This window comes from Sporosarcina quadrami (assembly GCF_014836615.1).
In the GTDB taxonomy this organism is placed as follows: domain Bacteria; phylum Bacillota; class Bacilli; order Bacillales_A; family Planococcaceae; genus Sporosarcina; species Sporosarcina quadrami.
In genome coordinates, this window is record NZ_JACSQN010000012.1 from 1 (window position 1) to 12,592 (window position 12,592).

General features: G+C 41.3%; 14 protein-coding genes and 2 tRNA genes. 12 read left to right on the forward strand and 4 right to left on the reverse strand.

Annotated features, from left to right (window positions below; genetic code table 11):
• Positions 1–78: 78 nt before the first annotated feature.
• A tRNA-Ser gene (locus H9649_RS12990) sits at positions 79–169 on the forward strand.
• Between the two features lie 7 nt (positions 170–176).
• Positions 177–248: transfer RNA gene (locus tag H9649_RS12995), tRNA-Glu, on the forward strand.
• 45 nt (positions 249–293) lie between these two features.
• Here the strand turns inward: H9649_RS12995 and H9649_RS13000 are convergent.
• Positions 294–1,028: a TraR/DksA C4-type zinc finger protein gene (locus H9649_RS13000; RefSeq protein ID WP_191695335.1), complete on the reverse strand. Its 735-nt coding sequence runs from the start codon at positions 1,026–1,028 to the stop codon at positions 294–296.
• 166 nt (positions 1,029–1,194) lie between these two features.
• Positions 1,195–2,106: a 1,4-dihydroxy-2-naphthoate polyprenyltransferase gene (locus H9649_RS13005; RefSeq protein ID WP_191695336.1), complete on the reverse strand. Its 912-nt coding sequence runs from the start codon at positions 2,104–2,106 to the stop codon at positions 1,195–1,197.
• A gap of 192 nt (positions 2,107–2,298) precedes the next feature.
• On the opposite strand from H9649_RS13005, the gene H9649_RS13010 reads away from it, so the two are divergent.
• The 5 genes from H9649_RS13010 to H9649_RS13030 are packed head-to-tail and all read left to right on the forward strand — an operon-like array spanning position 2,299 to position 8,560.
• Positions 2,299–3,684: an isochorismate synthase gene (locus H9649_RS13010; protein WP_191695337.1), complete on the forward strand. Its 1,386-nt coding sequence runs from the start codon at positions 2,299–2,301 to the stop codon at positions 3,682–3,684.
• Positions 3,677–5,389, forward strand: a complete 1,713-nt coding sequence (gene menD / locus H9649_RS13015; protein ID WP_191695338.1) for a 2-succinyl-5-enolpyruvyl-6-hydroxy-3-cyclohexene-1-carboxylic-acid synthase — start codon at positions 3,677–3,679, stop codon at positions 5,387–5,389. The genes H9649_RS13010 and menD overlap by 8 nt, the downstream gene beginning before the upstream one ends.
• A complete protein-coding gene (gene menH, locus H9649_RS13020; RefSeq protein ID WP_191695339.1) occupies positions 5,382–6,209 on the forward strand; it encodes a 2-succinyl-6-hydroxy-2,4-cyclohexadiene-1-carboxylate synthase in 828 nt (275 codons plus the stop codon). Before menD ends, menH begins: the two co-directional genes overlap by 8 nt.
• 18 nt (positions 6,210–6,227) lie before the next feature.
• Positions 6,228–7,046 (forward strand): 1,4-dihydroxy-2-naphthoyl-CoA synthase, encoded by an 819-nt coding sequence (gene menB / locus H9649_RS13025; protein ID WP_191695340.1) that lies wholly within the window; start codon positions 6,228–6,230, stop codon positions 7,044–7,046.
• 59 nt (positions 7,047–7,105) lie between these two features.
• Positions 7,106–8,560 (forward strand): o-succinylbenzoate--CoA ligase, encoded by a 1,455-nt coding sequence (locus H9649_RS13030; RefSeq protein WP_191695341.1) that lies wholly within the window; start codon positions 7,106–7,108, stop codon positions 8,558–8,560.
• Positions 8,561–8,597: 37 nt separating this feature from the next.
• Here the strand turns inward: H9649_RS13030 and H9649_RS13035 are convergent, their stop codons facing one another.
• Entirely contained in the window at positions 8,598–9,581 is a 984-nt protein-coding gene (locus tag H9649_RS13035; RefSeq protein ID WP_191695342.1) for a metal ABC transporter solute-binding protein, Zn/Mn family, read from the reverse strand.
• Between the two features lie 118 nt (positions 9,582–9,699).
• Positions 9,700–9,927: a membrane protein insertion efficiency factor YidD gene (yidD, locus tag H9649_RS13040; RefSeq protein ID WP_191695343.1), complete on the reverse strand. Its 228-nt coding sequence runs from the start codon at positions 9,925–9,927 to the stop codon at positions 9,700–9,702.
• 97 nt (positions 9,928–10,024) lie between these two features.
• On the opposite strand from yidD, the gene H9649_RS13045 reads away from it, so the two are divergent.
• The 5 genes from H9649_RS13045 to H9649_RS13065 all read left to right on the forward strand — a co-directional run bounded on the left by H9649_RS13045 (position 10,025) and on the right by H9649_RS13065 (position 12,486).
• Positions 10,025–10,474 (forward strand): Dps family protein, encoded by a 450-nt coding sequence (locus H9649_RS13045; protein ID WP_191695344.1) that lies wholly within the window; start codon positions 10,025–10,027, stop codon positions 10,472–10,474.
• 62 nt (positions 10,475–10,536) lie between these two features.
• Entirely contained in the window at positions 10,537–10,716 is a 180-nt protein-coding gene (locus tag H9649_RS13050; protein ID WP_225229890.1) for a putative motility protein, read from the forward strand.
• Positions 10,717–10,845: 129 nt separating this feature from the next.
• The gene (locus H9649_RS13055) at positions 10,846–11,178 is read left to right on the forward strand and encodes a transposase (protein WP_225229878.1); all 333 of its coding nucleotides are present in this window, start codon (positions 10,846–10,848) and stop codon (positions 11,176–11,178) included.
• A gap of 53 nt (positions 11,179–11,231) precedes the next feature.
• Positions 11,232–11,696, forward strand: a complete 465-nt coding sequence (locus H9649_RS13060; RefSeq protein WP_191695346.1) for an NUDIX domain-containing protein — start codon at positions 11,232–11,234, stop codon at positions 11,694–11,696.
• On the forward strand, positions 11,686–12,486 hold the full coding sequence (locus H9649_RS13065) for an alpha/beta hydrolase family protein (protein WP_191695347.1): 801 nt from the start codon (positions 11,686–11,688) through the stop codon (positions 12,484–12,486). Before H9649_RS13060 ends, H9649_RS13065 begins: the two co-directional genes overlap by 11 nt.
• Positions 12,487–12,592 lie beyond the last annotated feature (106 nt).

Genomic DNA, 12,592 nt, shown 5'->3' on the forward strand with positions numbered 1-12,592 from the left:
AGTAGCTCAGTGGTAGAGCAATCGGCTGTTAACCGATCGGTCGTAGGTTCGAGTCCTACCTGCGGAGCCATTTTTTACGGGGAAGTACTCAAGAGGCTCAAGAGGTGCCCCTGCTAAGGGCATAGGTCGCGAAAGCGGTGCGAGGGTTCGAATCCCTCCTTCTCCGCCATATTGCTGGCCCCTTGGTCAAGCGGTTAAGACACCGCCCTTTCACGGCGGTAACACGGGTTCGAATCCCGTAGGGGTCATACATAAAAGTCCACAACCATTTACATGATGGTTGTGGACTTTTTTTATTTATCTTCTGTATAGCTGTCTTTTTCTTTATAGGGAATGTCTCCTAAAGGGGACTCGATTCCTTCTTCATCTAATTCTTCTTCATATTTCTCAGAAGCTTCGGATCGGACAAATCCACGGGATTCACCGCTGATGTCTGTACTGACGAATTCCTCCATTTTATCTGCTGCGCCCTCAAGTATCTTATCATCATATAAAGTATTATAGTCATTATGATCTCCTATGAAATCGGATGGTGTTTCAGATGTACCCGATTTTGCGATTTCTTGGAAACTGTCTTCACTATCTCTCCTTACACCTTCTCTTCGATCAGCAAACGAATTTGGGTTGGCCATAATTAGCATGTCGTCCTCAACAGGTCTATCTTCACGAATATCTCTCTCGGTAGCATGGTCGATACAGTAGGTTGTATACGGTATAGCTTCCAAACGTTCAAATGGTATCTCTGTCTTACACACTTCACAAATGCCGTAGGTTCCTTCATTAATTGCTTCTAACGCCTTTTCTACTTTTTCTATTTCATCCGAAGCGTGTGTATTTAAAGCCATATCCTTTTCACGTTCGAACAATTCGGTTCCCATATCGGCTGGATGATTGTCATACATAGATAATTCCCCAACATCGTCTTGTGAAGACTCTTTAATGTCTGTTTCCTTTTCAGTTTTGGCTAATTGCGTCCTTAATTCCAAGAGCTCATTTTTAAGTTGTTCTTTTTGTTTATCTGTCAACATCTACAGCACATCCTTTAGTTTATTCCGTTTAGTATGCTCTTACTATTTAAGTTCATATCGTACACAATTTGGTAGTGTACTTTTTCATTTCCCTCTATTACGGATAAACTAAACATTCACATCAAATAACAAAAAAAGGACATGCTTGAAGGCATGTCCTTTTTAGTCATACAAGATGTGCAATTAGAATTCCAATGCCAAGAAGCAGACCGAACAAGGTGTTAGTGACTGCTGTGTTTTTCATAGCGGGCATGACTTGAATAGGCAGAAGATGGTTCTTAAAAATAGTAATTGCTTTTATCGGCTTGGGGACACTTATTAGTACGAGTAAACCCCAAATTGTCAAATGTCCAGTGATAATGAGACCGATTATCCAAACATAGGCGATGATGAAAAACATAGCTAAAACAGTGACAGCATTTTTCCTGCCAACTAAAATCGCTAACGTCTTCCTGCCACCCAATTTGTCTCCTTCAATATCCCGAATGTTATTCGCCATCATTATAGCTCCGACGAGAAGCATGCTTGGTATGGAGATTAGTATGGCATCTTTTGTCACTGTTCCCGTCTGAATGTAGAAAGCGATGAGTATGAGTAGCATCCCCATTACAACGCCAGACACTAATTCTCCAAAGGGAGTATAGGCTATCGGATAAGGACCACCAGTATAGAGATACCCAATTAACATGGATATAAGTCCAACGACTGCTAGTCCCCAAGATGTCTGACTGCAAATATAAATACCGATTAACACTGATATTGCATAAAGTGCTAAGGCGATGTTTAGGACAGTTTTTGCTCGAATGCCATTTCGGACAATAGTACCACCTATTCCAACAGAGTGCTCTGTATCCAATCCCCTTTTAAAATCATAATACTCGTTGAACATATTAGTCGCCATTTGGATTAGCAGACTTGCGACGAGCATAGCGATAAATAATGGGAAGTGAAGCTTGTCATAAGTTAATGCGATCATTGTTCCTAGAAATACCGGGGCGAACGCGGCCGTCAATGTATGCGGACGGGTAAGTTGCCACCATATCCTCCACCCTGTATCTGCTTTAATCGTATGTTGCATTGTATTCTCTCCTATTCTAATGTTTCCGTTATCCATTGTACTCCAAATTCGACTAAGAAGGTATCCTTCTTTGCATTATCTATGCGAGATCATCAGAGTTTCGGTATAATAGAAGTAAGAAGTCACTTCTTCATAATTACATTCATTTACGATCTCACATATTGCTCGATTTAAACAGAAGGAGAGAAAATTATGAGTTACAAAATAACGGATGGGGCTAAAGCAAAACAGACAGTCTTGTCTCCTTATACGCACTTTTTCACGGAAACAGTTGAAGTCGGAAGGATTTCACCATTATTGTTTTTTGAAGCAGGACATTCAACATATAATCACGAAAGGTTTTATTGGCAAAATGCTGATAAGACAATGACGCTAGTTGGAATTGGTCATGCTCATATTTTAATGAATGAAAAAAAGCATGGACGATACAGTGATATCTCCGACAAGTGGCAACAACTATGCAGTAAATTGGTGAAAGAAGAGAAGGACATGGCTCCAGTGTTGTTTGGAGGATTCTCATACGATGAACAAAATAGACACCATTCAGAGTGGAATGAATTTCCCTCATCCTATTTCTTTGTGCCTTCATTTCAATTGAAAATTGCTGATGGAAAAACACTACTTTCCGTGAATTTGATAACTGATAGTGAAAATGCAACAACCATTTTCGATAAGCTTCGTGAAGAAAGGGACAGGCTCATTCATATTGCACAAGTAGAAGAGTTTGATATTACTGTAAAAAATAAAGTGATCGAAACGATTGAACGTGGGAAAGAAAAATATATTGAAGCAGTTGAAAATGTGACACAACAGATTAAAGAAGGAAAAGCAGATAAGGTTGTCATTGCACGTGCTATCGAGCTTGAGTTCGAACAAGATCTTGCTGCAACGACTGTATTGCAAGCCATTACGAATGAACAGCAGGAAAGTTATCATTTCGGACTTCAAGTTGGTACTTCGCTTTTCTTTGGCGCAACACCAGAAAGGTTAATTGAAGTGAAAGATGGAAAAGTCTATTCTGCTTGTGTAGCTGGTTCGATTAGACGCGGTAAGTCGGCTAAGGAAGACCGGGAACTAGGAGAAGAGTTGTTAGGTGATCCGAAGAATCGTGAGGAGCATCAACATGTTGTTAGTATGATTTCAAAAGTTTTCGAATCATATTGTGAAGACGTTCTAATACCTAAAATACCGAAATTAATGAAAATCCGTGATATACAACATTTATACACTTCGGTTGAAGGATCAATTGGACAGCAAAATAATATCTTTTCATTTGTAGAAGCATTACATCCAACACCGGCATTGGGAGGAGTCCCGACAACGGTTGCTCTGGAGATGATCCGGAAACACGAAGAGATGGATAGGGGTTATTATGCTGCCCCAATCGGCTGGACAGACGCTTCAGGAAATGGAGAGTTTGCAGTAGGCATCCGTTCGGCTTTAATTCAGGCTAATCATGCTTATTTATATGCGGGCGGAGGGATAGTGGCAGATTCCGATCCAAACGAAGAGTATGACGAAACATGGGTGAAGTTCAGACCTGTATTAAGGTCGCTTGGAGGAAAGTTGAATGGCTGATCAGAAAGTTTTAACGGGACACGTGTTGCGAATGACAGAGTCATTAATCAAAGCAGGAGTGACAGTTGCAGTCATTAGCCCAGGATCGCGTTCAACGCCGTTAGCCTATGCATTTGCTGCTTCAGAACAACTGCACACTTACATGCAAGTAGATGAACGTTCCGCAGCTTATTTTGCATTAGGGATTGCAAAGGCATCCTGTAAACCTGTAGTTCTCCTGTGTACTTCAGGGACAGCCGCATCGAATTATCATCCAGCGATCACAGAAGCGTATTATGCGCGTCTCCCGCTAATTGTCATAACTGCCGATCGTCCTCATGAACTGCGTGGAGTAGGAGCTCCACAAGCCATCGATCAGCTGAATATGTATGGAAAGCATGTGAAATTCAGTGTCGATTTGCCTTTAGCTGAAGAGAATGATGAGATGGATCGTTATTTAGAAAGGCATATTCAACGTGCTGTTTCGGTTTCATTGACGGAACCAATGGGGCCAATTCATCTTAATATTCCTTTGCGCGAACCTTTATTAATCGATTTTGCACAAAAAGCACCAGTAGGTTCTTTCATGGAGTCCGTTCAAGGAGATACTGCTCTTCCATATGAAGCAATGGAGAAAATCCGAAAAATATTGTCGGATGCTCCTAACGGTTTGATTATCGCAGGTGAAATGCCTGTCGGATTTAATAAAGAGCTGTTTTGGAAGTTTGCAAAGTCGCTCCAGTGGCCAGTAGTGGCGGATCCTTTATCCAACTTACGATCTGAAGTGCCGGATGACTGCAGAGAGTTGTGCATTACGCATTATGACGCATTGTTGAAAAGTGATGTATTCAAAGAAAAAGTACAAGCACATACGGTTATCCGATTTGGCCCACAACCAGTTTCAAAACCGTTATCAATATTTCTAAAGAATTATCCTCCGGAGTTTTTCATTGCGGTAGATGAATCTCCAGAGTTTAGAGATTCTCTTGGCATCGTTACGCATCATCTACAAGTTTCTACTAACTCAGTGATGGAAATCCTAGTCACTAATCAACAGCCCGACTATACGAGAATCTGGTCATTTGCAGACAGTATTGCCGAGGATGCAACGAGGTCATATGAAGGAATTCCCGGGGATGAGGGAGTAATCGTCAAGAAGTTGATTGAATGTGTGCCGGACGGAAGTGATCTTGTTAGCGGTAGCAGTATGCCGATCCGTGATATGGATACTTTTTTTGCGAAAACGGATAAAGAGTTGAGCTTATTCTCAAACAGAGGTGCGAACGGTATTGATGGGGTTGTTTCCACCGCGTTTGGCATTCAAACAGCTCGCAAACGACCGGCATATTTGCTCATTGGGGATTTATCATTTTTACATGATGTCAATGGATTGATTGTGTCGCGCTTTCACAAAACAGATTTGACAATCATCATTTTAAACAACGATGGCGGAGGTATTTTTTCATACTTGCCACAGGCGACTGTTTCCAATCACTTTGAAGAATTATTCGGAACGCCAACGGGTTTGACGTTTGAGCATATTGCAGCAATGTATGATGCACAGTATGCAGCAATTCATACAGTGGAACAATTCGAAGATGAAATACGAAAAGAAAAAACCAAAGACGTACGCATATTGGAAGTGTTCACAAACAGACCTATTAATGTACAGTCGCATCGTGCTTATTGGGCTGATATTGTCGAAAGGATCGAAGCGGATGACTAAACGGAATGTTCCGATTCGTGGACAGTCAATTTACGTGGAAATCGAAGGGGAAGAGCATTTGCCTACGGTTGTTTTCTTGCATGGTTTTACAGGCAGTACGTCTACATGGATGGATGTCCGCCGTCATTTGGCTGGAAGCTACAGAACAGTCGCAGTCGACTTGACGGGGCATGGGAAAACAAGTATTCCGGATGATCCAGAACGTTATGGGATGAAGGAACAATTGACCGATCTGAATGAGCTTTTTAATGAATTGAATATGCAGGCTTTCCACCTTGTCGGCTATTCAATGGGCGGCCGGATTGCATTAGGCTATACAGTGGAATATCCCGAGAAGGTTAATGCCCTCATTCTTGAAAGCAGTTCACCTGGATTGGAAGATGAAGCTGATCGTCATACTAGGAAAGCAGCCGATCGACTATTAGCAAAGAAAATAATGGACAATGGATTGAAGTCGTTTGTAAACAGTTGGGAGAACATCCCTTTGTTTAATTCACAGAAGGCGTTGCCGACTGAACAACGTGAACAGATTCGTCAGGAGAGGTTGAGTCAAACCGAAAAAGGACTATCCAATAGTCTCTTAGGTATTGGTACGGGAAGCCAGCCGTCTTATTGGCATATGCTCGACTCGATAAGGAAACCTGTTTTACTGCTAACGGGAGAACTGGATGAAAAGTTCGTCAACATAGCTATGGAAATGAAAAAACGTGTGCCGTCTTGGAAGCATACTGTCGTTTCTGACGCAGGCCATGCAATTCACGTGGAAAAACCGTCATTGTTTGCTACAATGATTAAGGACTATATGAATGAGTTACACTAAAATCTAAGGAGGAACAATATGACTCGTCAATGGGAAACAATTCGTACATATGAAGATATTAAATATGAAAAGTACAATGGCATTGCTAAAGTTACGATCAACCGTCCGGAAGTGCGAAATGCATTCCGTCCGAAAACTGTAATGGAACTAATTGATGCTTTTTCACGCGCAAGAGATGATTCTAGTATAGGTGTCATCATTTTAACTGGTGAAGGTGAAAAAGCATTCTGTTCTGGTGGAGATCAATCTGTCCGGGGACATGGCGGATATGTAGGCGATGACGAAATCCCGCGTTTGAACGTACTTGACTTACAAAGGTTAATCCGCGTAATACCAAAACCCGTCGTGGCAATGGTTGCAGGTTTCGCAATTGGAGGCGGACATGTCTTACACGTTGTCTGTGATTTGACGATTGCTGCAGACAATGCTCGTTTCGGTCAAACAGGACCTAAAGTCGGTTCATTCGATGCTGGATATGGTTCAGGTTACCTTGCACGTATCGTTGGTCATAAAAAGGCGCGTGAAATCTGGTTCCTATGCCGTCAATATGATGCGCAGGAGGCATTGGATATGGGTCTCGTCAACACAGTCGTCCCTTACGATCAGTTGGAAGATGAAACGGTTCAATGGTGTGAAGAGATGCTTGGTATGAGTCCGACTGCCCTTCGTTTCGTTAAAGCTGCAATGAATGCTGATACGGATGGACTTGCAGGTCTTCAACAAATGGCTGGTGACGCTACACTTCTTTACTATACGACTGATGAAGCGAAAGAAGGAAGAGACGCTTTCAAAGAGAAGCGCAAGCCTGATTTTGGTCAATTCCCTCGTTTCCCTTAATACTGTACAATCTAAACTGCCTTTTACAGGCAGTTTTTTCGATGAAAGGAGGTTTTGTTGTGATTCCAAATTGGTTACTTCAAAGGGCTTTTTTGACACCAGACCGTATCGCGTTGTCATTTGGTGACGATAAGTGGACATTCAGCGAACTGAAAAAAGAAGCGGTAACGATTGCAAAGAAATTACGTTCAATTGAATTGCAAGAAGGAGATCGCATTGCCTTGTTGGGATCGTCAACTCCTGAAATGGTTTTCGTTATTCACGGCTGCCTTCTCGCAGGGATGGAAGTTGTTATGCTGAATAATCGTTTGACTGCTGATGAGATTGATTGGCAACTGAATGATAGCGAAGCGAAAGTAGTGTTAATGGCTGATGAATTTCATAAGATCATACGTGTAAGTAAGACTGAAACGAAGACATTTACGGAAATCAAATCACTACCTGAAATACCTTATACAATTACAGAAATATGGAATCCATCTAGAACGATTACAATTATGTATACGTCCGGAACAACCGGTTTTCCAAAGGGAGTCCGTCAAACAGCAGGTAATCATACGTCCAGTGCGCTCTCTTCCGTACTGAATCTCGGTTTAGATGAAGAAGATCGTTGGCTATGCACAATGCCGTTATTTCATATTAGCGGCTTTTCAATCTTAGTGAGATCCGTTCTGTATGGCATGGAAGTGAGGCTATATGCGAAATTTGATGCACGTGAAGTTGCGATGGAAATAGCTCGGGGATCTGTGACGAGACTGTCTGTTGTCGCTACTGGATTGCAACGTATTCTTGCTGAGATGGAAAAAACAGACGCTGTTGCCAGTCCCTCATTCAAGACGATTCTTGCAGGTGGAGGGCCAATTCCTGACGATTATTTACAAAGGTCACTTGAAAGACGATTACCGGTCTTACAGACTTACGGCATGACAGAAACGAGTTCCCAAACTGCAACGCTTGCAGCAGAGGATGCTTTAAGAAAGTCGGGATCTGCAGGGAAACCACTATTTTTCAACCGGATAACAATAGCGGCTGCTGTGAATCCTTTGGATATCGGTGAGGTGCTAGTCGCTGGTCCACATGTCACGCCAGGGTATATCGGTCATGCGTCAGAAAAAAGTCCGCTTGTTGATGGATGGCTTCAAACAGGTGATGTAGGCTATATAGATGCTGAAGGCTATCTATATATCGTTGATCGACGTTCTGATTTAATTATTTCAGGTGGCGAAAATATTTATCCCGCTGAAATTGAAAATGTACTTGTATCTCATCCGGACGTGTTGGAAGCTGGTGTATGTGGTCAGGAGGATAAGGAGTGGGGAAGTGTTCCTGTAGCGTTTATCGTTACGGATAAAAAGATATCTAAAGAACAACTGAATGATTTCTGTAAGCAAAGATTAGCAGGATACAAAGTACCGAAAGCTTTTTATATTGTCAATGAACTTCCTCGTAACGCATCAAATAAATTGCTTAGACGACAATTGAAAGCATCGTTGGATTTGAAACGGAACGAATAGAAAAATGCCTCCTCCATTTGTCGGAAGAGGCATTTTCTTATTTAGAGTTGAGCGCTTTTTCGAAGACGCTCAAGTTCCGTTCCATTAATGTGAAGTATGTTTCATTATTATCCATGTCTTCTTGGGTAAGCACGCCTAGATTATGAAGAGTCAACGCTTCTGCACCTAGTTCTTTGCGGACGACTTCAGTCAATTTTGACGAGACGTTTTGCTCGAATAAGATATATTGCACATTCTCTTGCTTTGCTTGCTCTACTATTTTAGTCAGTTGTTTTTGTGAAGGCTCATTTTGGGAATTCAGCCCAGCAATAGCGACTTGATGCAATCCGTAGTCATTGGCAATGTATCCGAAAGCAGCATGGGATACGAAGAATGTCTTAGTAGGAGCTTGCTCGGTCATTTTCTTGAAACGGTCATCCAACTCAAGAAGATTATTTTCAAGTTTATCGAAATTCTTCATGAATGTGTCTTTCTGTTCCGGCATTTTTGTAATAAGTGAATCTTGAATTGACCGTGCCAATTCAATACTTAATGTTGGAGATATCCATACATGGGGGTCAAATTCGCCATGGTCATGATGCTCTTCTTCGCCGTGCTCATCATGTTCATCTTCTCCATGCTCATGCTCATCATTTTCACTTAACTTGCTCTCGGGAATGGCATTTGCAGTAGCAATCATTTCAACGTGTTCATTTTTTAGTGTTTTCTGGGCGTTTTCAACAAATCCTTCTAGACCAAGTCCGATATAGAAAAAGAGATCAGATTTTGATAAAGCCATCATATCTTTTTGTGTTGGATCGAAAGAGTGTTCATCTGCCCCAGCTGGATAAATCGATTTGACATCTACATATTCGCCACCGATTTGTTCAGTGAAGAATTGAAGAGGATAGACAGTTGTGTATACTGACAGCACTCCATCTTCTTTCTTTACCACTTCATTTTTATGATCTTTATTTCCACATGCACTGACAATCAACGTCAGAATGAATAAGAGAGAAATAAAGAATAGTCTTTTCTTCATTTGTAATACCTCCGCTTGCTAATAGTAATGATTACGATTTGAATACTTTCTTATAATACAAGATGATTAACAGTTTGGCAATAGAAAAAGAAAAAAATACCGGATTATACCGGTATTTTCACTTTTTCAACTCTTTCTCTGGCACAGGGTCGAATCCGCCTTCATGGAAAGGATGACATCTTGAGATTCTTTTTATAGCGAGCCACGAACCTTTTAAAGCTCCGTGTTTCTGCAAAGCTTCAACTCCATAATGCGAGCAAGTTGGATAGAAGCGGCAAGTTGGTGGAGTTAAGGGAGATAGTATTTTTTGGTACACCTTTATAATACCGATTAATATCGATTTCACGAATTAAACACCTTACTTTCTGTCGTATGTTTATTTTATTTGTTTCAGTGGTAAATTAACAGAGAGAAGCATTATATAACGGAAAGAGGTTGTTTAGATGAGTAAAGAATTAATGACAGAATTGAACAAACAAGTATCCACATGGTCAGTCATGTATGCGAAATTGCATAACTATCATTGGTATGTAAAAGGCAAAGAGTTCTTTACGTTGCATGCTAAGTTCGAAGAGCTTTATACAGAAGCGACGTTGCATATGGATGAAATTGCAGAACGGGTTTTGACACTTGGTGGAGAACCGACAGCAACATTGAAAGAGCATTTAAGCGAGTCTGTCGTAAAAGAGGCAACTGGCAAAGAAAAAGCGGAAGATATGGTAAAGACAACTGTCGATGATTTCGACAAGATTATGAAGTCGTTAAATAAAGGCATGGAGCTAGCTGCTGAAAATGGTGACGATAGAACTGAAGACCTATTGAATGCTATTTATCAGAGCATTGAAAAGCACCAATGGATGTTGAACGCATTTCTTGGTGAAGATAATAAGTAATGCTTCACTTATTCATTAATCCTCCGATAGAAGTAATATGAAGGGAGGAATGGATTGTGGACATGAATTCCATTATGGCAAGCCAATTGAGAAGTTTGCAGTCGACCGTTCAAATGAGTGTAATGAGTAAAGCACTGACGATGAATACGACTGCAGCGACAGAAATGTTGAATGCTTTACCAGACCAACCTTCTGTTGCCAGCCATCCTCATAAAGGCACTGTCATCGATAGTAAAGCTTAGGTAGAAGTGCGAATTCCTTATTTTGGGGATTCGTGCTTTTTTGTTAAAATAAGCGTTTTGATTTTTAATTATAGTAGTGCATTGTTTTAGACCTATGAGCCATACTACTAAAAAAAAGGGTGGGTTCATATGGAAAATGAAAAAGTGAAAATGTATGTTTCAATCGGTAGTCAGCAGATCTATCCTCATAAATATGCGTCGCCATGGGAATATGAAGTAGAAATGGGCAAGGAATTTCTACCTGTATTTCAGGAGATATTCAGGCAGATGGACAAATTGGAATTCAGGAACTTCTTGCGTGCACATTTGCCATATGTCCCTTACCATTATGATAAGAACAATCATGAAGTTGATATGAAGACGAGGAAGTTATATGCATTAATTCATGAGTTTTCGGATGCTGAAACGAAGAAGTTTATTGAAGGATTGCCGTTATTCAAACCGGTAGAAATAACGCGCTAGTTCACAAGGACTCCGTTCTTCATCCGATATTTGAAAGAAAGGATGAGAGCGACATGAGTACAATTTATACAGATTTGCTAGGAGCACATGTCGAATTGACATTTGGAGAGAATCGGCTAGGAATGGAAGCACGGCATGTGCTCGTCGTGTTAAAACATGAAGGTAAATGGTTGTTGACGAGACATAATTTACGAGGAATTGAATTTCCGGGTGGCAAGGCAGAAGAAGGCGAGTCACTCGAGGAAGCAGCCATCCGGGAAACCATCGAAGAAACTGGCGTGACGATTACAAATTTAATCCGTTTTGCGGAGTATGTAGTAAACAGTGATGAGCCATTCTGCAAAGCTGTATATACTGCAAAAGTTGCGAGTATTGATGGACATCCTCAATTGTTCGAAACGTTAGGTGCGTTGTGGATGACCGATGAGGAATTGTCAAATTGTGATGAGCTGAGCTTCCATATGAAAGATGAAGGGATGAAAGAAATACGAAAGCGGGTGATGCAGTTTGCAAAGTAACGGATCAATTGTATCCAAAAGGGATTACCCCTCCCCGAACCCACATATACTTCTGCAAGAAATCACCTATATGTCAGATGGTCTTAAAGTAAAAGGCTTGCTGGCCCAGCCGAAAGTTGAAGGGAACTATGAAGGCATTCTTTACTTACGTGGCGGCATGCAACATATCGGAATGGTACGACCGTCAAGAATTGCCCAATTTGCTTCACAAGGTTTTATCGTATTTGCACCTTACTATCGTGGCAACAGGGGTGGCGAAGGACGTGATGAGTTTGCCGGAGGGGACCGTTCGGATGCAGTGTATGCGGTTGACGTCCTGAAACAGCACATGCCTGCGAATAAAGACAGAATCCATCTATATGCTTTCTCAAGAGGCGGAATCATGGCGCTTTGGACAGCTATTTTGCGCGACGATATCACTTCCGTCGTCACGTGGGCGGGTGTTTCAGATGTTGTTTTTACATATAATGAGCGGGAAGATATGCGAAGGATGATGAAGAGAGTTATTGGTGGGACGCCTGTCAATATGCCTGATGCGTATCGGGAACGAACGGCTTTGTTCCGTGTGGATGAAATCGAAGCGAATGTCCTGATTATACATGGGATGAAAGATGAAAATGTCTCATTTGAGCAGGCAATATTGCTGGAAGATGCGTTGCGTGAACATAAAAAAACATACGAAACGTGGTTCTTTCCGGAGTATACACATCATTTTCCCGCAGAACATAATGCACAGACGGTTAGGGATTTATGTGATTGGATGAAGATGCAAGGAAATGATTTGTTCTAATAGAGCTAAAGCAGTGGTATAAAAGTTAACATTGCTTAATAACACTATATTAAAAGACAAATGGGCATCGCATTAGCGGTGCTTTTTCTTTTTTTATATAGTTTTT